Here is a 22,077-nt window from a genome sequence, read left to right as displayed (position 1 = left end):
TTAATATGCGCGCCTTGATAATTGTCTTGGGTTTTAATGAATCTAGGATTGATGTCCTCAATGCTGGGGTTGGCTTGTAGACTCTCTAAGATGTGCTTAAATTGCTTATCTATGCTTTCTTTAGGGGCAATAAATGCCCCTCTTAACAAGTCATCCACTCTTGTTAAATCCCCCTTGATGAACTTGGAGAGCAGCGCGGGGCTTTTGCCAATGGAGCGCGCGACTTGGGCTTGGCTTAAGTGGAATTCTCTAATAAAGGCCTCTAAATCTTTGCCTAAATGCATGGTTTATCCTTTCTTCAATGCCTATTTAAGGCGTGTTTAAGGCGTGTTGAACGCGTGTTGAACGCCCACAAGGCAAGGCTTATAGGCGTTGGCTATGTCTTATGAACAGAGTCTCCTTTCTGTCAATTTGCTCTAAACCCTTGCCCTAGAGCAGAATTAACGCGCTTGGAAAACGCCCTAATTTTGATCTAAGAGCCCACGCTGCAGGGGTGGGCGCTAAGGGTTTGCAACAACAAGGGTTTAACTCCTTTCATAAATTTGCCCCGATCCTGCACTCTAGGGCAGATCTAAGGCGTTTGAAAACGCCCTATGTCTGGCCTAGAAGATGGCTGCGAGCTCTTCGGGGCTATAGAGCCTTGTGGGCTCTTTGCCCTCTTTAACCCGGTGTGAGCGCCCTAGCCCGGCGTTATAGCCCTCTTGGAACCCTTTTTGGTGGGCCTGGGCTAGCAGAGTTTCTAACTCCTTGGGGAGCAGACTTAGGGGCTCTTGGACATCCACCTCTGTAAGCTCTGTAGTGGCTTCTAGTAAGGCTTGTTTTTCTTGCATCTCTCTCTCCTTTAGCTGATGCCTGCTTTTTTCATTTCTGCCTGGATGGCGCGCGCACACGCCTTGTAACCCTCCTCATAGCCCTCTATGTAGTCTTGGCTTTGCCCATTGGCAAAACCCAAGTCATAGGCCTTAGCTAAGAGCTCTTGGAGGTCTAGCTCAATGCTGGTGAGGTCTATGCTTTTTTGGATGGTGGCACGCATGGTTTCTCTCTTTTAGGGTCTGCGCCCCATCTGCCATAAGTGGTGCCGCGCACACTAACCGGTTTGCTCATTGTTCTCTCCTTGTGTTGGGTTGGATTTTTTGGCGCGCTCATAGGCCTCCCTAGCCCGCTTGATCAAGGCGTATTGATCTTGTTGCTCGGGGGCTGGCTTTGCGCGCGGGGGGGCTTTTGGTAATTGCTTAAAATGCCCTTGATCTTTGTGGCGCGGTGGGTGGCGACATTGTCTTGGGCGCTTTGCACGCGCTTTAAAAAGGGGTTGAGATGGTTTTTTAAATAGTCTGCTTTGGCCTTTTTAAAGCCCTTGAGGTCTAGGGCGCGCGGGCCTAGAGTGGTGGAGTGCGCGGTGGCGATAAACTCGCGCTTGGTGGGGGTATAAAGGCTCACCTCTTGGGGGTCATCGGGGTTTTCTACCACTAGCACGCTTTGCCCTATGGCGCATTTCTCCCACATCTGGGCGCTGGTGAAGACGACATTGTCTAATTCTACGCCATAGGCGCGCACGGTGCGGGTGTGGGTTTTGCCTAGATAGCTATAGATTTTAGAGAGTTCTTGGGCGCTGGCCAAATAGGGGGCGTGGCCCTTGTAATTGTTGTATCGTTGCTCTAATTCGTGATCTATGAGGGTTTGCAACTCCTCTTCATAGAGTAGTTGATCTTCTGGGTAGTGGGTTTTTGCCCCGCTCAAGGTGTCTTTCTTGCTGGCGCGCTGGGCTTCTAGGCGCTGGCGTTGGGCGACATCGCAACCCAAGTAGCCGGGCAACCACTCTAGCGCGCTGTGCAAGACCCCAAAGAAACGTTCGATCTTGCCTTTTTGGCGGCCTTCATAGGGGGCGCAACGCACGCTAGAGATTTTGCAGAGTTTTAAAAAGCCTTGGTAATGTTTGCTGGCGTAATCGCTGCCATTATCTGAACGCACCTTATCTGGTACGCCCATTTTGCCAAAGGCGTTAAAAAGGACTCTAAGCTGTTGCGTAGAGTTTGTTCTATCTATAAGCTGGGCGTAAGCCGCCCCGCTGGCGCAGTCTATCACCGCGCTTAAGTTTTTACGCCCTAGGCGATAGCCCTTTTTAGCTGTAGGGTCTTTTATTTTGACCATAAAGTCTATTTTAGTGCTATCTACCTGCCATTCTGAGTTAGGGTACTCTTTGGGCTTGATGCCCACGGGGTAGCGCTGTAAAAGGCCGTCTTTGCCCTTTTTCAAAAAGATTTGGAGCTGCTTGTCTTGGCCTATCACTAGCTTGGCTTTGTCTACAAAGCGGTTGTAACGCACGTGAAAATTAGGGTTGTGTGCGCGCTCTAGCTCTAAATAATAGCGGTAATAGGCCGCATAAGAATGGCGCTTGCCCGTGCTCCCTAAAGCTAGAATGGCCTCTTTGACGCGCTCTAAATTGAACTTGCGCTTGCAATCGGCGCAATTATGATAAAGAGATGATCAAGAGGGATAAGGACTTGATTATGGGGGGTTAGGATACCACCATGCCTAATTCTAGGCAATTTCTCCACAACATATTTTTTGATCCCTTATGTGAGTTATGCTAGGGATTGCTACACGGGCTTTTAAGGCAAATACACCCTAGGGAGGCGTTTGGTGAGCATGGTGATGGCTTCGTAATTGATGATACCCAAGATTTTAGCGATGTCCCCTGCGCCCATAGCTCCACTTTGAGGATCGCCCAAGAGAATCACCTCATCGCCCTCTTGCGCCTTTATATCGCCCACATCAATAAAGCATTGATCCATGCACACCCCCCCAATCACAGGCACTCTCTGCCCATGCAAAAGCCCCCAAGCCTTGTTGCCCAAGATTTTAGAAAAGCCATCGCCATAGCCTAGGGGCAGAACTCCTACACGGGTGGTTTGTGTGCAATAGTAATCCTCCCCATAGCCCACTAATCTCCCCGCCGGGATGTCTTTTAAACTCACAATCTGGGCTTTGAGGGTGAGGACATGGCGCAGGGCAAAACCCTTTTTCTCTAGGGTATCTTGGGTGTAAATAGAGGGGTGTAAGCCATAGAGGGCTAGCCCAATGCGTGCTAAATTCATGCCATAGCTGGGCATGCTCAGTGCGCACGCGCTATTTGCCATGTGCTGGTATTTAAACTCTAATCCCATGCGCCCTAGTTGATCTAAAAACTCCACAAAACGCGTGGCTTGTTGCTGGGCGTAATTTTTATAAAGCGCGTCCGCATTGCTGTGGTGGGTGAAAATGCCCTCTAGTTCTAGCCCCTTGAGCTGGGCGATTTGGGCGATGGCGTGCGCGGCTTTGGGGGTGGGGAAGTAACCCAAACGGCTCATGCCCGTGTCTATTTTGATATGCACCTTGAGCTTGCGCCCCAATTTGAGCGCGGTTTGTGAAAAATGGCGCGCCTGTTTTTCACAAAAGAGGGTTTGGGTGATATTGGCTTGGATGAGCTCTTGTGCCATGTGATCTGGAGTGAAGCCTAGAATGAGAATGGGCACTTTTTCAAAGCGCGCGCGCAATTCTAGGGCTTCATCAAAGGTCGCCACCCCCAAATACTCCACCCCCTGCTCTACAAAGACACGGCTTGCCTCTAGCGCGCCACATCCATAGGCATTTGCTTTCACCACCGCCATGATGCTCATCTTAGCCCCCAGCAAAGCGCGCATGACTTGAAAATTATGTACTAGGGCGTGGGTGCTGACCTCCACATAGCTAGCGCGCGTGGGGAGCATAGACACCCTGTTGCAACGCGCTAAAATAAGACTTGGTTTCAGCCACCACGACTTTATGGAGCAAGAGTAGGGCGATCAAATTGGGGATTGCCATTAAAGCGTTGGCGATGTCTGAGAAATTCCACACAAATTCTAGCTTGGTGATCGACCCAATAAAGATGGTGATAAGATAGAGAATGCGGTAGGGGAAAATGTAGCGATCCCCAAAGGTGAATTCAATGCTACGCTCCCCATAATAAGCCCACCCGACTATTGTAGAATAGGCAAAGAAAATAATAGAGGCAAAGACAATCCAACCCCCATTAGGATGGAAATAGCGCACGCTCTCATAAGTGAGCAAACTGGCATCATGGAGTTGGTGATAAACCGGAGTCATGAGCACCAATAGCGCGGTGGAGGTACAGACCACCATCGTGATGATGAGGGGTTGTAGCATGGTGATGAGGGCTTGCTTAACCGGGTGTGCGCTCTTAGAAGCGGCCGCTACAATGGCTGCACTCCCCATGCCCGCCTCATTAGAAAAGAGCCCCTTAGACACCCCAATCTCTACAATGGTGAGCAAGCTCACTCCCCCAACCACGCCCCCTAAGACCGGTTGAGGGTGAAAAGCTCGCGACACAATGAGTTTTAGCGCGTCCAAGGCTGCGCTAGGATGGGTGAGCACGATATAGCAAGTGGTGAGCACATACAAGAGCACCATGAAGGGCGCAAAATAATCGCTAAACTTGCTGATGGATTTGATCCCCCCCATCAAAATGAAACCCGTAATAGCGGTGATGATGAAACCAGAAAGCCAAGTGGGCATAGAGGCATGGTGTAAGAGAATAGAAGAAACCGCATTTGCCTGAGTCATGCTCCCAATCCCAAAGGAGGCGATCAAAGTGAAGAGGGCAAAAACAAAGGCGAGTTTGGGCATGTGCAACCCGTTTTTGATGTAATACATCGGACCGCCCTTATAGCCAAACTTGCCCACCTCGCGGTATTTTAAAGAAAGCACCCCCTCGGCGTACTTGGTCGCCATGCCTACAACACCCGTTATCCACATCCAAAAAATGCTCCCCGCTCCCCCCATCACGATCGCCAAAGACACCCCAATAATGTTCCCAATGCCCACAGTTGCCCCAATGGAGAGCATTAAAGAAGAAAATTGCGAAATATCGCCATGGGAGTGTTTGTCGCGCGTGTAAAGCACCTTGAAGGCATGGATAGCCTTGCTAAATTGAATCCCCCTGAGCAAGAAGGTGTAAAACAAGCCCGTGCCCACCAACAAGACTAATAAGGGCAACCCCCACACCCATTCTCTGACAATCTCTAAGAGAGAATTGAGCGCATTCATTCTCTAAAAAAGGCAGAAAAGAGCATAATATCCGCGCTCTTTTCATTGCATCCACAAGCGATGAGATCGGCGATGATCTTGCCCACTGCCGGTCCAAAGGTGATGCCCAGCCAGCCTAAGCCTGTGGCGTGGATGAGGTTACTATAGTGCGCATCATAGCCCAAGTAGGGGATGTCATTAGGGGTAAGGGGTCTAAACCCGCTCCACTCTTTGGGTTCTTGCATTTCAAAGGGATGTGTGAAGGTGGTGAAATTTTTCTTAATATTGTCAATTTGGGCGCGCACAATGCCCGGATCGGTGGTGTTGAGTTCAAGCTTAGAAGTGATGCGCACACTTTCACGGCGCGGGGTCATGGCTAAAAAGATGTCTGCAAAGAGAGAAGAGGTCTTGGGCTTGAGCTCTTCGGGCATTTTAAAGGTGATGCTATAGCCCTTAGCGCCCATCATCAAAAAGCGATTATGGGTTTTTTGGAGCAAGTAGGGACTAGCCCCTGTGGCTAAAATGATGGTGTGGGCTTCAAATTTGTTATGGTTGGTCAACACACCGCTGATCTTTTGTCCACTAAATTCAAAGTCTAAAACCTCTTCATTGTAGTAAAACTCCACCCCCGCATTTTTCAAGTAACCCTGCAAACTCTCCATCACTTCTTGAGCGTCCACATGGGCGTTTTCTTTGAGCAAAACGCTTCCACAAATATTCTCTTCTCTAGCGATGGGCATATAATCCAGTGTGGCTTTGGGATCAAAGATTTCATAGGTATGCGTGGGGTAGTGTGTACACGCCTTGAGTTTTTTCTCAAAATTCTCTTTGAGAGTGTAGATCATCAAGAGCCCATCTTCTTTAAACCAAAAATCCATGCCCCGATCCAACATCTCATGATAAACCTCTAAACTCATCGTGCCATAGCGTTCAAAGAGCGCCAAAGTGCGCTTAAGAGACTTCGCGTTCGCGCTTCTGATAAATTTCCACAGCCATTTATAGAGTTGGGGGTTGAGCCCCCAGTGGATATTCAAGGGCGCTTGCCCTTTGAGCATGAGCTTGATCGTGTCGCACACCACACCCGGGCTAGCAAGCGGGGCTTTCTTGAAGGCAGAAACCAAGCCCGCATTGCCAAAAGAAGACCCACTGCTCCCGTCATTTTGCTCCATCAGCGTAACTTTTCTGCCGGCATGGTGCAAAGCGTAGGCACAACTCAAGCCCACAATGCCCCCACCGATGATAATGATGTCCTTTTGCATGCCTAAACCCGTGCGATCGCCTCGATCTCCACTAACCCATCTTTAGGCAGTTTGGCCACTTGAAAAGTGGCGCGGGCGGGGTAGGGTTCTTGAAAATAACTCCCGTAAATCTCATTCACCACTCCAAAGTCTTCTAGGTTTTTGAGCAAGATGGTGGTTTTGACCACGGCACTAAAATCCAAGCCCGCTTCTTTGAGAATGGCGCGCATGTTCTCCATGGCCTGTTTGGTTTGCTCTTTAATGCCCCCGGCAAATTCTGCGCTCTTAGGGTCAATGCCCAACTGCCCAGAGACAAAGACGAACCCGCCGCTTTTAATCGCCTGTGAATAGGGGCCAATGGCCTTAGGGGCGTGATCTGTGTGGATTTTTTGCATACAACTCCTTTGTAAAAATTAAACATGAGGGCGCGCTAGGGCACCTTGACTACTTGATCTCCACATGCACGGGTTTGGCGACATTGTGGCTCACCTCTTCAAGTTTGGCATCGGCTTGTTCTCTTGTGGCATAGGGGCCAATTAGGTAGCGTTTTTGCCCGTTAATCGTCTGTATCTGGTGGGGGTATTTCATAAAAGCCTCCATGAATTTAGGGTTGGGGGTTTTGCTAAACACGCCCACTTGCAAATAGAATCCCTTGGGAACACTGGGGTGTTGGGGCGTAGTGGTACCCGCCTTTTCCCCCTTGACGTGGTCGAAGGGGATTTCTTCCACATCAGAATGGGGTTTTGTTGAGGGGGCGGGGTGGGAAGCCCTTACATGTTCTGCTTTAGCGACTTTGGGGGCTTCTTTGGGTTTTTCAGCCACCTTTTTAGGCTCGACTCTGTGTTCTGCTTTAGGGGCGGGTTTTTTGTGCTCCACTTTGGGGGCGGGCTTTTTCTCTGGGGCTTTATGGGCCACCCTTTCATGCTTTTGCCCTCTTTCTCTTTCGTGATTTTCATGCTTGGATTTGGCGCTGCGCTCTTTATGCGATTCTGCGTGTTTTTCTAGAGGCTTTTTTTCGCTGAGTTTGGGTTCTGGCTTGGGCAACACAGGGGCACTCGGGGGGGTTATGGGCTTGTCTAGAGGGCTGGTGGGGAGCACAATGGGAGGCTCTGGGACTTTTTGCACTTGTTTGGCCTGAATATCCTTGACAATCTGATCAAACTTATCCTCTTCCTTTTTAGTATTGCCAGCAGGTTCTAAGGTCAAGTTTTCAAAGCCCTTTTGATCGAAACTATTGTCATGGAGATTGCCCACCTTTTGCAGGTGTTGTTCATTGGGCACAGACGCGCTTTTAAGCGGTTCGCGCGTGCTTTTGTAAAACACCACCAACACCACCCCCAGTATGATGAGACCCACAGCCGCGATCAGCAAAATCTTCTTGAACTTAGAGCTCTTGACTTCGTGCTCGTTCAACGCCTCATCAAGCCTTTTATTGAGGTCTTTATTGAGTTCTGAATTGTCCATAAAATTGTCCTTTTTGAGGTATTGCGCACATCACATATGTTTTGCCCAACTCGCCCCCCTCTCTTTGGCAAAGACTTCATAGGGCAGAATGAGGATATTGAAATCTGGTGGGAGATCGCCATTGGGGAAGACACGCCATTCATTGGGCAAGCCCTGAGCGAGTTTCATAGAAAGCGTCTTAGCCAGTCTATAACCCTCGCCAAGCTCAGTATGCCCCTTGTGTATATACAAATGCAAATGCCCGGGGGTTTTGCTCTCATAGGCAGTAAAATTAATATACCCCTCTTCTCTTAGAAGTAATTGCGCCTTGTGGTAAAAGCGCTCTGTATTGCGCCCATTGTAATCAAAGACGATGTTCTCTATCTTATTGTTAGGCAAAATCAAGTTATGCGCGATGGTGATCTCCCTGCGCCAATGCTTTTGGATGAGCATAGAAGTGAGACTAGCCCCAACTTTTTCAAACTTGTCATAGAAACAACGCCCCAAATAAGTGACGCGCCGCCCTAAACCGGGTTGCTGTACGAAGTAGTGGCTTGTTTGCATTTTAATGAGCTGTAAATCCATCTCTACCATGCGACTTCCTTAGAAAATCGGAGTGTCATAAGTTTTATAACGCTTAGAAAACGCCACCACTTCTTCTCTAATGCGCGCGTGCTTGGCGCTGTTTTGGACATCTTGCAAGACCTCCACGATTTTATTGCCAATGAAATGAAAGTCCTCTTCTTGCATGCCCCTGCTGGTGAGCGCAGCCGAACCCAGCCTTAGCCCACTGGTGAGCATGGGGCTTCGTGTGTCTCCGGGTACGCTATTTTTGTTGGTGGTGATCCCGGCGCGATCGAGGGCAATTTGTGCGTCCTTGCCGCTATACTCATGCAAGCGCATCACCAGCAAATGGTTATCACTCCCTCCACTCACCAAATCAAAGCCATGTTCTAAGAACACCTTGACTAAAACCTGTACATTGCGTTTAACTTGGATGATATAGTCTCTCCATTCGGGTTTGAGGTTTTCTAAAAACCCCACCGCCTTAGCCGCGATCACATGCATTAAAGGCCCCCCCTGCAAGCCCGGGAAGAGCGCGCGATCGATCTTGCTAGCCACTTCTAAATCATCACTCAAGATCAAGCCCCCCCTAGGACCGCGCAATGTCTTATGTGTGGTGGTGCTCACCACATGGCAATGGGGGAAGGGGTGGGGGTGCTCCCCAGCGACCACTAGCCCGGCAATATGCGCCACATCGCCCATCAAGAGCGCGCCCACTTCATTGGCGATCTCTCTAAAGCGTTTAAAATCCACCTCCCTAGGGTAGGCAGAATAGCCGCACACAATGAGTTTAGGGCGCACAATCTTGGCGATCTTTAAGACCTCATCATAATCAATCCAGCCCTCGTGATTAAGTCCATAAAAAAAGCCTTGAAAATGCTTGCCCGTTAGGCTCACTGGAGAGGCATGGGTTAAATGCCCTCCACTACTCAGATCCATGCTCAAAATGCGCTCATGAGGTTTGAGCAGGGCGTGGTAAATGGTCATGTTGGCTTGGCTGCCCGCATGGGGTTGCACATTGGCAAAGGCGCAATTAAAAAGCTTTTTAGCCCGCTCAATGGCGATCTCTTCAATCTTGTCCACCACCTCACAACCCCCATAATAGCGCTTAGAGGGGTAGCCCTCAGCGTATTTATTGGTCAGCACACTCCCCATTGCCTCCATCACGCTTTCAAAGGTGTAATTCTCGCTAGCAATCATCTCCAAATGCTCGTTTTGGCGTCGCCATTCTTGGCAGATGAAATCAAAAATTTGCGGATCGCTTGTTTGTAAATGGAAAGCCATATCACTCACTTTGGTTGGATTTTAAGGGTTTCATGGCCGGGAAGAAGATCACATCTTTAATACTCTTTGCGTTGGTGAGCAACATCACCAACCGATCGATGCCAATCCCCTGCCCGGCTGTGGGGGGCATGCCAAGCCCTAGCGCCCAAACATAATCGGTGTCCATAAACTGTGCCTCTTCATCCCCACTCTCTTTTGCTTTAACCTGCTCTTCAAAGCGTTGGTATTGATCTAGGGGGTCGTTGAGCTCGCTAAAGCCATTGGCAATTTCTTTGCCCGCAATGAAGAGTTCAAAACGATCGGCGATATTGGGATCTGTGTCGTTGCGGCGCGCTAGGGGGCTGAGTTCAATAGGGTAGTGCGTGATAAAGGTAGGGTTAATGAGCTTGGGTTCTACCAGCGCGTCAAAGGCTTGCGCGAGCAAGTGCGCATAGGAGAGCGCCCCCCCCACCTCCACGCCCTGTTTTTCTAAGAACGCTCTTAGGGTATTGGCATCCTCTAGCGCTTCAGAGCGCACCCCCCCAATCTCCACTAAAGCCTGTTTGAAAGGCACACAAGAGAACGCCTCAAAATCAATTTCTACATCCCCATACACCAGCTTAGTGGGCAAACCCAAATGCTCTAAGAGGGCGCTGAAAAGCTCTTTTGTCAAGGCGATCAAATCTTCATAAGTCTTATACGCCCAGTAAAATTCAAGCATGGTAAATTCTGGGTTATGGGAGTGATCCATGCCCTCATTTCTAAAATTGCGGTTGATTTCAAAGACCGCTTCAAACCCCCCCACTATCAGGCGTTTTAAATACAACTCCGGGGCGATGCGCAAATAACGCTCCACCTCTAAGGCGTTATGGTAGGTGATAAAGGGGCGCGCGTTTGCCCCCCCGGCAATGGGGTGCATCATGGGGGTTTCTACCTCTAAAAAACCTTTTTGTTCAAAGAAAGCGCGCACACATGCCACAATGGCGCTACGGCGCACAAACACCTCTTTTACCTCTGGATTGGCGATCAAATCCATAGAACGCTGGCGGTAGCGCAATTCAATATCGCTCAAGCCATGAAACTTCTCAGGCAGGGGCACAATGGCTTTAGTGAGCACCTTAAAGCAAAGCGCGTGCAAACTGAGTTCTTTGGTTTTAGTCACAAAGGGATACCCCACAACATTGAGAATATCCCCCACCTCTACACATTTTTTAAAAATATCAAAAGTTTCTTTGCCTAGGTCATTTTGTGAGAGATAAACCTGCAATAACGCGCTTTGATCTTCAATTTTAATAAAGCATGCCTTGCCCATCAAGCGGATAAACTTCACCCGCCCCACTAGCGCGTGCGTGCTCGTTGCCTCTTTCTGCCCCACCTCCAGCGCGCTAAAAGTTTGCAAGAATTGCGCATTGCTTAGAGATCGCTGCGCGCGGTTTTCATAGGGGTTGAGAGCGTGGGCGCGTAATTGTTCTGCCTTGTGGAGGCGTTGTTGGATATAGGGGTTGTCAAACATAGAATCACTCATGGGGTTTGGGTGGGGATTAGGGGCGCTTTTTGGACTTCTTGGGCTTTGTTCTGAATGGCCTTGCCTAGCTCTTGAATCTCGGGGCGTTGCATCACATAGGAGGCCACTTCTTGCATGGTTGGGTAAAACTGGCTATGGGCGCGCAAATAGGTGTCTAAGGACTTCATAAAATCAAAGCGCGATGCCCCATAGAGCAAGAAAGCAAAAACTAGATACATTTTTGCGCAGGCAAAGACAAAGCCTAAAACCTTGTCAATCGCGCCCAAATTACTAAAACTCACTGCCTTGCTCACCACAACCCCTGCAATCAAGAATAAAATCCACACCCCCGCAAGCACCAAAGTAAAACCCACCAAACTCTCCATAGAGGGGCTATGGAAATTGTGCACATGGGCAGAGAACCACGCCCCCACATGCCCTGCAAGCCTAGACCCCAAATACACCCCGCACACGATCCCCAAAATGCCCGCCACCTCGTCAATGAACCCATTGTAAAACCCACGGATTCCTATGACAAGAATAACAGCCACCAAGATCAGGTCAATGTAATCCATCCGCGCACATTTCTAAGTGAATTTAAGACAATCTATCCTAGAATTATAAACTCTGTAAGCTTAAAATTATGGACATTTGACACACGCAAGGAGCATGGTTGCCATCGCCAAGGATTGATCATTTCGTGTGGGGCTGGCTGGTATCACGCACACACTGGGGATTGGCGCTACTCTTTCTAGCTCCCTTGTATGTGGGCTGTTTGCTTGTGAAACACCCATTGGCGCTAAGTACCCTGCAGAGTTTGCTCGCCCCCTTGAGTGTCTTGGCATGCTTGCAAGTAGAAAGAGAGCGATCCTTTGGCTTTGGTTTTTTGGTGGGCTTGGGGTTATTTTACTGGTGTGCGCTGAGTTTTAGATACAGCGATTATGCCTTTCTTATCCCGCTTATGATGATTCTAACCGCTCTGTGCTATGGGGGGGTTTTTTATCTTCTGTGTTGGCATTCTTCGCCCATTTATCGCGTGCTGGCTTTGTGGTTGGCTAGCTACATCCACCCCTTTGGGTTTGATTGGTTTGTCCCGGACGCGTTTTTTGCCTACTCTGTCTTCAAGGTGGACAAGTTGAGTTTTCTTTGTGTGCTCATGGCTATTGCCCTGCTCAAGCCCCATGAAAACCAACGACTCTTATTTCTCAAGACTTCTGCCCACCTTTACCCCAAACTTCTAGCCTGCATCCTGCTAGCCCTGAGTGTAGACTGGCATGCCTCCAATGCGCCCCATAACACCTTTAGCCAATTCAAAGTTGCCACCACCCACACTGCCCAAGATCTCAAATGGCAACACGATCACCTACAAGAAATTGTCGCGCACAATTTAACCCTCATTCACAACGCGATCGCCCAGCACAAACAGGTGGTGATCTTGCCTGAAACCGCCTTCCCCTTTGTGCTCAATGCCAGCAACTTACTCCCCACCTTGCTAGAATTGAGCGCGCACATCACCATCATCACCGGCGCGCTCACACAAGCAGATCACACATTGTACAATTCTACCTATGTCTTTGCCAATAAGAGCTATCAATATGCCCACAAGGTGATCCTAGCTCCCTTTGGAGAAAAAATGCCCCTGCCCAAATTTCTAGCCGACTATTTAGAAAAAGTTTTCTTTGGTGCAAATTCTTTCAGCTTGGGGAGTGGGGCTTCTTTTAGAGATTTTGACATTCAGGGGTTTAAATTCCGCCCTCTTGTGTGCTATGAAGGCACTTCTGCGCTTGCCTACCCCCATAGCCCAGACACCTTTGTGGTGATCAGCAATAACGCGTGGTTTGTGCCCAGCATTGAGCCCTTTTTACAGCGCATGCTTTTGAAGTACTACGCGCGCCGTTTCCACAAAACCATCATGCACAGCACCAATTTATCGCCCTCTTACATCTTAACGCCCACTCTGTTGGGCGATCAAAATAAAGGGTTTTAATGTTAGAAGCCACCCACATTAGCCATCGCTTTGAACATTGGCTTTATCAAGATTTGCATTTACAGCTCAAGGCTCAAGAATCCATCGCGCTTTTAGGGGTGAGTGGGAGTGGGAAATCTAGCCTGCTCAACCACCTCTCTACCATGTTAAAGCCCTTAAAGGGTGTGGTGCGCCTGCTCGAACATGAGAATATCTACGCCCTGCCCATGAAGACTCTCTTGCACATCCGCCGTTACCAAATTGGGATCATCTTCCAAGCCCATTACCTTTTCAAGGGCTTTAACGCGTTAGAAAATCTGCAAGTGGCTTCTATTTTGACCCAACAGCCCATAGACACCGCGCTGCTAGAAACATTGGGGATCGCACAGCTGCTCTCTCAAAGCGTGGGGGAGCTCAGCGGAGGGCAGCAACAACGCCTCTCCATTGCGCGCATTCTCACCAAGAAACCTAAAATCATCTTTGCGGACGAACCTACGGGCAATTTGGACAACACCACCGCTATGGCGGTGATGCAAACCATGCGCGATTACATCCATGCCCATCAAGGCGCGCTCATTCTAGCCACCCATGATGAAAAGATGGCGCGCGATTGTACCCGCATTTATTTGCTAGAACAACAACGACTCAGATTGCTTTGATCACATTTTATAGCTAATAGAAGTCATCACATAAGAGCGATCTTGAGTGGTGGGGGCAAAGTCCAAATTGGGCGCGCCAAAATAGCCAACCTTGTAGCCCCGGTGCATGGATGCCTCATAGTAATTCACCCGGAACATCGCACGTACCCGCGCACTCACATCGTAAAAACAAGTCAAACCCAGACTTTGGGCATCTGCGCGGGGGGAGTAGGTGAGTCGCCCCAAAATTTCCCAAGAAAATTTTTTATAAGTGCCCCCACCCCGCGCAGCTATTGTGATTGCATTGCTATTATAGAGATTATCTAAACGCCCTTCATAGGGTGTGTTGTCTTTGGTGTCATAATTAATGGGTGTACCAAAACGCGCAATTCTAGCATTAGCGTTTCCAAAATTCTTATAAAGACTCCAACCAAAGTGGTAATTAGAGATAAGAAAATTTTGTTGCCACAATAAGGACGCGCTAAAACGCCCCATAGAGCTGCTGCGCCAATAGGTGTGTGCCAAAGCGTGGCTATACAGGGGAAACCACAAATAAAAATGATTTTGGATACGCCAAGAATCCAAGTTTCTCTGGGTGTCATAAGTAATTTGTCCCCCGGGGGCGATGAAGTTTTTAGGATAAAACCAAAAGAAGGCTTGTAGATCCCAAGACTTCTTGCGCCAAAAAAGGCTAAGAGCGTGTAAGCCATAGTTGGTACGCCGCCCGTTTGCAAAATCATACTGTAGGGGCGCATAAAAATCTCGAATGTATTGCAGGTTCGCGCGGGCGCGTCCATAACTGCTAAACCACTCCAAGCGCCAAGCTCCCCTTTGTACAAAACATGTAAAGCCTTGATTGTAGCCATTTAAAAAGAGCGCACGGCTGGGATAACGCCCTATCTGACAAAGCGCAATGTCTTTATAGGCATAGGCAAGATAGGCGTTGTAGAGAACATAAGCACGCGCGTGGACGCTATTGCCATAGAGCGATGCATGCCAGGGAGCCCCCATCAAATACCCCTGCCAACGCCCCACATAATACCAGCCCGTGGGCAAAAACCCCGCATTAGGATTACTCTGATCGATGCGTGTTGCTGTGGAGTCAAAAACCAAGCCGCCCAGTTGCCCCCCAAGCCCTGCGCCAAGCTTGTGCATGCTAGACTTAGGGAGTAAGTTCAAATCAATTTGTAAGGCCCCCATGGTGGTAACATAGCTGCCCGTAGGGTAAATCCCCTTCTTTGAATTGATTTGAGAATGATTGAAACCAAGCCGTGAAAACGACCCCACACGCCCGCTAATTTTGTAATCAAAAGCATGCACACTGAGGGGGATTAACACTGCAAGAGAAATTCTAAACCTCAAGAGAATCCTTGCTAGCAAGCTGGCCTAGTGTCGCATAAAATCCTTGAAATGGAGGAGTGAATGCAGATGACTTTAAAGAATATTACCTTAGCGCAACTATTTGAAAAGCTTAACCAAGATACAAGACTCTAGTAGAGAAATTTGCAATCTTATCATCTTTACATTATAATTTTGCCCAGGGCTTTTAGCCCTAAGAACTCAACTAATTTTGAAAGGATTTTTGTTATGGATAAAGATGTTATCCTCACCAATGCTGTGGGCGCGCCGTTGGACATAATCAAGATGTTTCTACCGCCGGACCTAGGGGGCCAGTCCTTTTACAAAACACTTGGTTTTTAGAAAAACTCGCCCATTTTGATCGCGAGCGAATCCCTGAGCGCGTGGTGCATGCTAAGGGCAGTGGGGCTTATGGGACCTTGACCATCACCAGTACTGAAGTTACCAAATACAGCAAAGCCAAGCTCTTTAATCAGGTGGGCAAAAAAACCCCCTGCTTTTTGCGCTTTTCTACTGTGGCGGGCGAAAAGGGCTCTGCCGATGCCGAGCGCGATCCTAGAGGCTTTGCGCTCAAACTCTACACCGAAGAGGGCAACTGGGACATCGTGGGCAACAACACCCCGGTGTTTTTCATCCGCGACCCGCTCAAATTCCCCGATTTCATCCACACCCAAAAACGCCACCCCAAAACCAACTTGAAAGACGCTACGATGGTTTGGGACTTTTGGAGCTTAGTGCCCGAGAGCCTGCACCAAGTTACCATTTTGATGAGCGATCGGGGCATCCCCAAGAGTTACCGCCATATGAATGGCTATGGTAGCCACACCTTTAGCCTCATCAATGAGAAGAACGAGCGCTTTTGGGTGAAATTCCATTTTAAAACCTTGCAAGGGATTCAAAACCTCACCAGCGAAGAAGCGGCTAAAATCCGTATGCATGACATGGACTCCCACCAACGCGATCTCTTTGAAGCCATTGAGAAAAAAGATTATCCTAAATGGCGCTTTTGCGTGCAAATCATGCCCGAAAGCGATGCCAAACATTACAAATTCCACCCCTTTGATGTGACCAAGGTGTGGAGTCATAAAGACTACCCCCTCATTGAAGTGGGCATTTTGGAGCTGAATAAAAACCCTGAAAACTACTTTGCCGAAGTGGAGCAATCTGCCTTTAATCCCGCCCATGTGATCCCGGGTGTGGGCTATAGCCCCGATCGCATGTTGCAAGGGCGGCTCTTTGCCTATGGGGACACCCACCGCTACCGCCTAGGCATCAACCACAGCCAACTGCCCGTCAATGCGCCCCGTTGTCCTTTTGCCACTTCTTCAAGGGATGGCTTTATGAACAATGGGCATGACGGCGCGATGCGCAACTATGAGCCTAGCTCTCTGCCCGGTTATAAAGAAGCCCCCCATGCGCGCGAGCCTAAATTAGAGCTTGCTAAACTTGAAGATGAAATGGCTGTTTATGCCTACAACTTCCGCGATTATGACACAGATTACTACACGCAAGCAGGCGATCTCTTCCGCTTGATGCCCAAAGACGAACAAGAGCGCACCTGCCAAAATGTCGCCGATGCGATGCAGGGTGTGCCCGCAGAGATTATCAAGCGCCAATTAGAACACTTCAAAAAAGCCGATGCCCATTATGGCAAACGCATTGAAGAGTTGTGGCAAAAGGGGTTATAGATAGCCCATGCACAGGCGCGACTTTCTAAAAGGGGCTTTGGGAGCGTGGGTGGTGGCTGGTGCGGATTTTTTGGACGCATCTCCCCAATCTCACAGGAGCTATAGGGTTCGCTTTGATTATCACTTTGGCCCCCAGGGCGCAGATGAAGAGATGATCCCCCTGCCCTCCATCACTCCCTTTCAAAAGCCTGCTAATTTGCGCATTGAGGGGAGCTACCACACAATCCATTTTTGGGATTTTTACGCTTACGATCGTTCTATCTCTTACATCCCTCTCATCGGTGCTCATGATGAACCTAGTGAGTACCCCGATCCTTACTTACACCCGGTGGCTTTGGTCCATTTTGATCCGCGTGATCCCATCAAGGCAATACAAATTGTGCTAGAGGTACGCCAACAACGCCCCCTTCAAGAGAGCGATGCGGATTTAGAACCCTTTTTGAGCTTTGGGAGCATGCCTGAATACGATCCTTGTTGCTTCTTTTGGACTCGCGTTGGAGGAGTGTGCCCTGTGGGTTTTTCCATGTTCAAGCAGGCGCGCAAATTGGCCGGATCGTCCATAGAAGCGAGTGTGCACAATTACTTCAGCATAGCGAGCACCACAGATTTTGGACCCATGCCCTATGGGAATCCCCAAGCGTGGGCCAGCGAATACTTTGCGATCTTGTGCCGGTGTGCCAAAATCCCCTCTAGGATTGTGCGGGGTATCAATTTAGAGACGCGCAAGACCGCTATGCTAACAGAGGTGTTCTTGCCTCATCGAGGTTGGATGCGCTTTGACTTGGGAGGAAAAACAGCCTTCTTAGACCCATGGGACATGCATTTTATCACTATTGCCTCTTTTAGAGACGAGGGGCGCACTTTATCTTACCAAATTTTGGGAGCATAAATGGATTTTTTGAAGAAACTGCGGCTTCCTCAAGAGTATAAGAGCAAGCTCTTTTTGGTGTATTGGTTGCGTTGGATGCTCTCAGCGGTGGTGATGTTGCCCTTCATGCATTTTTTTGAATGGCTGGGCACGCCCCTGTGGATCAATCTCTTTTTGGGGCAGACCATCGGGGCGATCATTTTCTTTAAAATTGACAAATTCATTTTCCGCAAGCAAGACTAGCCTTTATCTAGTGGAAAGTACTTGATTTGGAGCGCGATGTCTTGATTGGCGTTAAAAGTGTAGGTGGCGGATTTTATGCGATCCTGCCAAGGATAGACCAGCCACACGCCCATGCGTCTTTGTCTGCCTTTTGATTCGAGAAAGGCGTATTTGCTCGCATACGCCCACATCTGGTAAAGATCGGCGGTGCTGGCATCTTCTATTTTCCATTTGGTGTCTAAAATTAGCACCTCTTCTTTGTTTTTTAGCACAATATCAGGCCTGAGAAGAGAAACACCCCGGCACCATTCATCTTGCATCAAAAATTTCTTGCATTCTTGCAGATACACCCTATATTCTCCCAAACTTTTTTGTAACCAATACCCTACAAAAGACTCAAAGAGTTTTTCCATAGGGAACAACAACGCATAAGCTAGGTCCGATCCGCTATAGGGAGTGAGAGATTTTTTTCGCAAGAAAAGATCACACCATGCTAAAAGATTTTCATACTCTTTAAAGCGCGTGGCGTGCTTGCCAAAATCGGTATTCATATCCTTACCTTTGCTCGCACGCACCTCATCAAAGACAAAGCGCACGGCGTTTAATTTTTCTTGGCTCTTAGGGCTTAGGCTCAAGGTTTTAAAAAACTCCAAAGCGGCTTTAATGAGCCGATTGGGTGGGTTATCTAGACTATATTCATCGCTAGTGGTGTAAAAACGCTCCTTGTGGATCATGTTCACTCTAAGATGGCTGGCAAACTCTAATTTGCCCTTAAGAAAGGGGCGATTCTTGGAGATGGCTAAGTAATCTCGCTTTAACCCCTGTTTGATGAGCTGGGCGCACTCCTCTAAGAACATCTGTACAAAGACATCTAGCAGGGGCAAGTGCGCGTTGCTCAGATGAGAAAATTGGCTTTGTTTAAAGGGCGCGTTTTTAAGCGTGGTTAGGCAATTATACAAAACTTGCTTGGCATGGCAGAGAGGGCATGGGGGCTCTTGCGGGGCTAAGTTGGTCTCTGGCTTGATAAATTCTCTCACCTGCTCTTGAAACTTGAGACGATCGAATTGAGCCATTTGCTTTTTACAGCCAACATGATCGTTTAAATCGCGCCCACAAATCTTAGGCAAAATCTCGATACAAAAGCCCTTAACCTGAATCAAACCCACATGGTTTTGGGTTTTCAGGCTATTGCCACTGAATCTTAAAAATTGATGATTGCCCTCTTGCCTTGCAAAACTTTCAAGAGCTTTCCATATTTTGGGGGCTTTGTCTTTACGATCCCCTAAACGCCTTGCAATGTCTGCTTGGCTGAAAGCTTGGTATTCGGCTAAATGGAGTGTGGGCGTGGTTTTCATGGGTTTGCATTTTGGGTTGCAGGCGCACTAGAGGCTATCTGCTCCTCTTTTTGGCTAGCACCCCCATAAATCGCTTTAAAAGTGTCAACGCCCCATGCGCTAGTCTCTGTGATTTGGTAAATCTTTTTATCTGTGTCTATAAAATCCCCCAAGAGTCTTTGCAATGTGCCGTCCATATTCTTATCTTTTAGCATGCCATTAGCATTGAGCACCGCGTTAACTTTGGCATGATCGTCATAGAAATACTCTTGCAAGAGCGGGATGATTTTGTTTTTAAAGCAATCTTGCAAGCCCTTTAAGCTATCGAGTCCTAGAAAATAGGCATGTCCGATGGTGTGACCTCTATCAAGTAAAAACTCTATGCGCGCGTTCATCGCCTCTAAAAGGGCTTGCAAATCCGCACCAGCGCAATCCGTACTGAGCAAACTAGGCTCAGGCATCATTTCTACAAAACTAAATCGACGGCGCAAGGCGGTGTCTAGCAAGGCGATAGAGCGATCGGCGGTGTTCATGGTGGCTAGAATGTAGAGATTTTTAGGCACACCAAAAGACTCTTTGCTATAGGGTAGGCTAACCTCTAGGGCTTCTTCTTCGCCTATGCGTTTGCTCTCCTCAATTAGGGTGATGAGCTCGCCAAAAATCTTAGAGATATTGCCCCGGTTGATCTCATCAATGATGAGAATGTAGGGGATTTGGGTGGGGGCTTGAGGCGTGTTTGTTGTTTGTATGGATTGCTGTATCTTAGAGTGTTTTTGTTCAAATTCCATCATTGCATTAAGCATTGCCCAAATATAGCTCTTAGTACCCTTACCAATATCCTCTAACTCTGGCACTTTTCCGTGTTGTATGTGTGATGTGTAAAATTCTTTGTACTTATCTTTCACAGTTTTCTTCGATGCGGTATTTTTGACCTCTTTCCCCTTAGGGTACTTGAAGCGAAAAGTTTTGGGTTCTGTACTTGTAATTTCTAGTGTATCACCCCCCTTGAGTTTAACAAGTCCATAATGCCCATTCTGTTCTTTTTCTTTCCTCAAAAAGTCTATAAAATGTTCAAATAAACGATCTATGTAGCTATCTACACTCTCTTGCACTGCCATGCTTTGTTCTACTTGATTGGGTGTTTTGTGGTCTTTGTCATGAGAACTCTCTAGATCTCTCGCTCCCTTGCACATCCTCTTAAAAATCCCATCTTCAACTTTATAGCGCACCTGCTCGCTGGTTTTCTTTTTGCCATTCATCTCCGGCTTGATCCCTTCTACAAACTCCTCATAGCCATAACTTTGATGAAAAGTAACAAAACCAATACGCCCCTGATCTTTGTAATAATCAAACAAGAGTTTGGCGTAAGCTCTATTTGTCTTTTCTGCCCTAATCTTGTCATCAACTTCTCTCTCGATCCCAGCTTGGCTAGATTGGGGGATTTCTAGTTTTAACGCCTCAAATGCCTTTCGGATTTCTGCCTCTAGCTCTTGCCCTTGCTTGTCTAGCAAAATCTCTAAAGCCTTGTTAATGGTATGATAAGTCTTGCCTGTGCCCGGAGGACCATAGAGGATTTGATTAAGGGGGATCTTAGGAGAATCATTCATGGGGAGTTCCTTTTCTGTATGGGGGGTTGTTTCTTGAGAGTGTGTACCAGATGGTCTAAAATACGCGGTGGGGATTTTCTTAAATTCATTGGCAAAATATAAAAAATCGTTGGTGATCTCTTCAATCTTAGCCTCTAAATCGTCATAAGACTCCTGATATCGTGCTCCATTGGGTTTGATTAATATGTCATACGCTGGGCATTTTTGACATTCTTCTTCGCCATCCCCCCGCACAGATCGACCAATACAAAGATAAATCTTTTCTAAATTACGCCAATAGCGCGCAAGCCAAATGTAAAAGCCTTGTTGGAGGGTTGGTTTTTCAAGATTGACAAATTCTTCTCCTAAAATATCTTGACGAAAAAAGGCGATTGCGGGCTCATCAGATAGATACCCAGAACCAACACTAACACGGCACACATAGCCCCATTGCGCTAAAAAATTGTTCAGCCCGCTTTGGCATAAAGCATACTTTGGTATTGTTGGAGTTCTGCCCGTCTGCTTCCACTCTTGTACCTTATCATCCACCAATCCCACAAACTCCCGCAACAAGTTCTGAAATCGCTGTTTTTGCTCCTCATTCCATTCTATCTTTTCCACACAGCTCCTTACAAATCTCGATGGCATTCTAGCTTAAAATTTCTAATAGGTATTGGCAAATCAACATGCTTTAAACCCTAAAGGGATCGCATTTTGGCATAAAGATTATGCTATCCCCGTAACTAGCAAATAGCCAGGTGCGGGGGCGAAGTTTGGGGTATCTACGATGTGAAAGCAACTTGTAATACTTGGGTTACTGGGTCTTTTTATTGGCCAAATGCCTCTCTAATGTGTTATTCTGTAGTGTTGGCTACTTGCTGTGTGAGTACATCTAAATTATGACGGTATTTTAAGGTAACGATGGAAGAGGTTTGCGCCACAAGCCGGGCGTAGGCAGGCAAGCTGGCAAGCGCAACGCTTGGGCGTTGCAACTTGGGCGACTTGCGTTCCAAGAATGTGTGGTAGAGAAAAAGGGGAGAGGCTTTATTGTAGAACAAGAGGGCCCGGGCACACTATAACAAACCCGGGCAGAAAGGCGAAAAGCTCAAAAGCAGAACGCCTCTAGGCTTTGAGGTACCGCCATGAGGAAGCATGGCCGGGGCCTTGATTGAGCATTTTGCCTTAAAATCTCTTTGCCGGGGCTTAAAAGGCTTCCCCATTAACTCGCAAACAGGGCAAGTATGTTCCAAAGCGTCCAAGCAGTCGTCATGGGCGCACTTGGGGTAGCTCTCTAGCTCAGCGATGAGCTCATGGCTATAGGCGTCAATGAGCAAGGTGCGTTC

The 22,077-nt window shown here is 48.1% G+C and carries 22 protein-coding genes and 1 pseudogene; 5 read left to right on the top strand and 18 right to left on the bottom strand.

Translation table 11 applies throughout. From position 1 onward, the window contains the following. The 13 genes from EAO38_RS06975 to EAO38_RS06915 all read right to left on the bottom strand — a co-directional run. Positions 1–284 (bottom strand): helix-turn-helix domain-containing protein (locus tag EAO38_RS06975; RefSeq protein ID WP_162982720.1); only part of this gene is annotated, 284 nt, incomplete at its 3' end. A 318-nt stretch (positions 285–602) separates the two neighbouring features. Continuing rightward, a complete protein-coding gene (locus tag EAO38_RS06970) occupies positions 603–830 on the bottom strand; it encodes a hypothetical protein (RefSeq protein WP_121022401.1) in 228 nt (75 codons plus the stop codon). Between the two features lie 11 nt (positions 831–841). Then, a complete protein-coding gene (locus EAO38_RS06965; protein WP_121022399.1) occupies positions 842–1,033 on the bottom strand; it encodes a hypothetical protein in 192 nt (63 codons plus the stop codon). 134 nt (positions 1,034–1,167) lie between these two features. Further along, positions 1,168–2,322, bottom strand: a complete 1,155-nt coding sequence (locus EAO38_RS06960) for a DDE-type integrase/transposase/recombinase (RefSeq protein ID WP_121022397.1) — start codon at positions 2,320–2,322, stop codon at positions 1,168–1,170. Positions 2,323–2,609: 287 nt separating this feature from the next. Then, complete coding sequence (alr, locus tag EAO38_RS06955; RefSeq protein WP_121022395.1) at positions 2,610–3,746, bottom strand: alanine racemase; 1,137 nt, start codon at positions 3,744–3,746, stop codon at positions 2,610–2,612. After that, a complete protein-coding gene (locus EAO38_RS06950) occupies positions 3,727–5,082 on the bottom strand; it encodes an alanine/glycine:cation symporter family protein (RefSeq protein ID WP_121022393.1) in 1,356 nt (451 codons plus the stop codon). The genes alr and EAO38_RS06950 overlap by 20 nt, the downstream gene beginning before the upstream one ends. Beyond that, the gene (locus tag EAO38_RS06945; protein WP_121022391.1) at positions 5,079–6,320 is read right to left on the bottom strand and encodes an NAD(P)/FAD-dependent oxidoreductase; all 1,242 of its coding nucleotides are present in this window, start codon (positions 6,318–6,320) and stop codon (positions 5,079–5,081) included. The genes EAO38_RS06950 and EAO38_RS06945 overlap by 4 nt, the downstream gene beginning before the upstream one ends. A gap of 2 nt (positions 6,321–6,322) precedes the next feature. Then, positions 6,323–6,694 (bottom strand): RidA family protein, encoded by a 372-nt coding sequence (locus EAO38_RS06940; protein ID WP_121022389.1) that lies wholly within the window; start codon positions 6,692–6,694, stop codon positions 6,323–6,325. Positions 6,695–6,743: 49 nt separating this feature from the next. Continuing rightward, positions 6,744–7,763, bottom strand: coding sequence for an SPOR domain-containing protein (locus tag EAO38_RS06935; RefSeq protein ID WP_121022387.1), 1,020 nt, complete (start codon positions 7,761–7,763; stop codon positions 6,744–6,746). Between the two features lie 30 nt (positions 7,764–7,793). Further along, positions 7,794–8,336, bottom strand: coding sequence for a DUF1882 domain-containing protein (locus tag EAO38_RS06930; RefSeq protein ID WP_121022385.1), 543 nt, complete (start codon positions 8,334–8,336; stop codon positions 7,794–7,796). 9 nt (positions 8,337–8,345) lie between these two features. Continuing rightward, positions 8,346–9,590, bottom strand: a complete 1,245-nt coding sequence (locus EAO38_RS06925; RefSeq protein WP_104751928.1) for a serine hydroxymethyltransferase — start codon at positions 9,588–9,590, stop codon at positions 8,346–8,348. Position 9,591: 1 nt separating this feature from the next. Next, positions 9,592–11,082 carry a lysine--tRNA ligase gene (lysS, locus tag EAO38_RS06920; RefSeq protein WP_121022407.1) on the bottom strand — a complete coding sequence of 497 codons (1,491 nt, stop codon included), beginning with the start codon at positions 11,080–11,082 and terminating at the stop codon, positions 9,592–9,594. An 8-nt stretch (positions 11,083–11,090) separates the two neighbouring features. Then, on the bottom strand, positions 11,091–11,648 hold the full coding sequence (locus tag EAO38_RS06915; protein WP_121022383.1) for a CvpA family protein: 558 nt from the start codon (positions 11,646–11,648) through the stop codon (positions 11,091–11,093). Between the two features lie 125 nt (positions 11,649–11,773). On the opposite strand from EAO38_RS06915, the gene EAO38_RS06910 reads away from it, so the two are divergent. Together EAO38_RS06910 and EAO38_RS06905 are read left to right on the top strand one after the other, a co-directional pair. After that, positions 11,774–13,060, top strand: a complete 1,287-nt coding sequence (locus EAO38_RS06910; protein ID WP_328588093.1) for an apolipoprotein N-acyltransferase — start codon at positions 11,774–11,776, stop codon at positions 13,058–13,060. After that, complete coding sequence (locus tag EAO38_RS06905; protein ID WP_121022379.1) at positions 13,060–13,698, top strand: ATP-binding cassette domain-containing protein; 639 nt, start codon at positions 13,060–13,062, stop codon at positions 13,696–13,698. The genes EAO38_RS06910 and EAO38_RS06905 overlap by 1 nt, the downstream gene beginning before the upstream one ends. On the opposite strand, the gene EAO38_RS06900 is transcribed toward EAO38_RS06905, so the two are convergent. After that, positions 13,699–15,039, bottom strand: coding sequence for an outer membrane family protein (locus EAO38_RS06900; RefSeq protein WP_328588092.1), 1,341 nt, complete (start codon positions 15,037–15,039; stop codon positions 13,699–13,701). Between the two features lie 225 nt (positions 15,040–15,264). Between EAO38_RS06900 and EAO38_RS06895 the strand changes: the two are divergent. The 3 genes and pseudogenes from EAO38_RS06895 to EAO38_RS06885 all read left to right on the top strand — a co-directional run bounded on the left by EAO38_RS06895 (position 15,265) and on the right by EAO38_RS06885 (position 17,835). Next, positions 15,265–16,724: pseudogene (locus tag EAO38_RS06895) on the top strand (catalase). A gap of 7 nt (positions 16,725–16,731) precedes the next feature. After that, on the top strand, positions 16,732–17,613 hold the full coding sequence (locus EAO38_RS06890; protein WP_121022377.1) for a transglutaminase domain-containing protein: 882 nt from the start codon (positions 16,732–16,734) through the stop codon (positions 17,611–17,613). Further along, positions 17,614–17,835 carry a hypothetical protein gene (locus EAO38_RS06885; RefSeq protein WP_104752092.1) on the top strand — a complete coding sequence of 74 codons (222 nt, stop codon included), beginning with the start codon at positions 17,614–17,616 and terminating at the stop codon, positions 17,833–17,835. On the opposite strand, the gene EAO38_RS06880 is transcribed toward EAO38_RS06885, so the two are convergent. The 4 genes from EAO38_RS06880 to EAO38_RS09015 form a co-directional block, all read right to left on the bottom strand. Next, positions 17,832–19,169, bottom strand: coding sequence for an McrC family protein (locus EAO38_RS06880; RefSeq protein ID WP_121022375.1), 1,338 nt, complete (start codon positions 19,167–19,169; stop codon positions 17,832–17,834). The two genes, EAO38_RS06885 and EAO38_RS06880, sit on opposite strands and share 4 nt — an antisense overlap. After that, on the bottom strand, positions 19,166–20,755 hold the full coding sequence (locus EAO38_RS06875) for an McrB family protein (RefSeq protein ID WP_205588370.1): 1,590 nt from the start codon (positions 20,753–20,755) through the stop codon (positions 19,166–19,168). The genes EAO38_RS06880 and EAO38_RS06875 overlap by 4 nt, the downstream gene beginning before the upstream one ends. 833 nt (positions 20,756–21,588) lie before the next feature. Next, the gene (locus tag EAO38_RS08940) at positions 21,589–21,792 is read right to left on the bottom strand and encodes a hypothetical protein (RefSeq protein WP_162982719.1); all 204 of its coding nucleotides are present in this window, start codon (positions 21,790–21,792) and stop codon (positions 21,589–21,591) included. 15 nt (positions 21,793–21,807) lie between these two features. Further along, positions 21,808–22,077, bottom strand: a 270-nt coding sequence (locus EAO38_RS09015; protein ID WP_205588369.1) for a hypothetical protein, incomplete at its 5' end; no start/stop codon positions are given.

The organism is Helicobacter vulpis (assembly GCF_003660395.1).
GTDB classification, from domain to species: domain Bacteria; phylum Campylobacterota; class Campylobacteria; order Campylobacterales; family Helicobacteraceae; genus Helicobacter; species Helicobacter vulpis.
This window is presented reverse-complemented; position numbering and strand designations above follow the sequence as displayed.

Bases quoted from the DNA above. Each gene is read 5' to 3' on its own strand.
- EAO38_RS06905 (WP_121022379.1), top strand. From the start codon at position 13,060: ATGTTAGAAGCCACCCACATTAGCCATCGCTTTGAACATTGGCTTTAT.
- EAO38_RS06945 (WP_121022391.1), bottom strand. From the start codon at position 6,320: ATGCAAAAGGACATCATTATCATCGGTGGGGGCATTGTGGGCTTGAGT.
- EAO38_RS06875 (WP_205588370.1), bottom strand. From the start codon at position 20,755: ATGAATGATTCTCCTAAGATCCCCCTTAATCAAATCCTCTATGGTCCT.
- EAO38_RS06925 (WP_104751928.1), bottom strand. From the start codon at position 9,590: ATGGCTTTCCATTTACAAACAAGCGATCCGCAAATTTTTGATTTCATC.
- alr (WP_121022395.1), bottom strand. From the start codon at position 3,746: ATGCTCCCCACGCGCGCTAGCTATGTGGAGGTCAGCACCCACGCCCTA.
- EAO38_RS06890 (WP_121022377.1), top strand. From the start codon at position 16,732: ATGCACAGGCGCGACTTTCTAAAAGGGGCTTTGGGAGCGTGGGTGGTG.
- EAO38_RS06940 (WP_121022389.1), bottom strand. From the start codon at position 6,694: ATGCAAAAAATCCACACAGATCACGCCCCTAAGGCCATTGGCCCCTAT.
- EAO38_RS06915 (WP_121022383.1), bottom strand. From the start codon at position 11,648: ATGGATTACATTGACCTGATCTTGGTGGCTGTTATTCTTGTCATAGGA.
- EAO38_RS06880 (WP_121022375.1), bottom strand. From the start codon at position 19,169: ATGAAAACCACGCCCACACTCCATTTAGCCGAATACCAAGCTTTCAGC.
- EAO38_RS06930 (WP_121022385.1), bottom strand. From the start codon at position 8,336: ATGGTAGAGATGGATTTACAGCTCATTAAAATGCAAACAAGCCACTAC.
- EAO38_RS06885 (WP_104752092.1), top strand. From the start codon at position 17,614: ATGGATTTTTTGAAGAAACTGCGGCTTCCTCAAGAGTATAAGAGCAAG.
- EAO38_RS06970 (WP_121022401.1), bottom strand. From the start codon at position 830: ATGCAAGAAAAACAAGCCTTACTAGAAGCCACTACAGAGCTTACAGAG.
- lysS (WP_121022407.1), bottom strand. From the start codon at position 11,082: ATGTTTGACAACCCCTATATCCAACAACGCCTCCACAAGGCAGAACAA.
- EAO38_RS06965 (WP_121022399.1), bottom strand. From the start codon at position 1,033: ATGCGTGCCACCATCCAAAAAAGCATAGACCTCACCAGCATTGAGCTA.
- EAO38_RS06950 (WP_121022393.1), bottom strand. From the start codon at position 5,082: ATGAATGCGCTCAATTCTCTCTTAGAGATTGTCAGAGAATGGGTGTGG.
- EAO38_RS06935 (WP_121022387.1), bottom strand. From the start codon at position 7,763: ATGGACAATTCAGAACTCAATAAAGACCTCAATAAAAGGCTTGATGAG.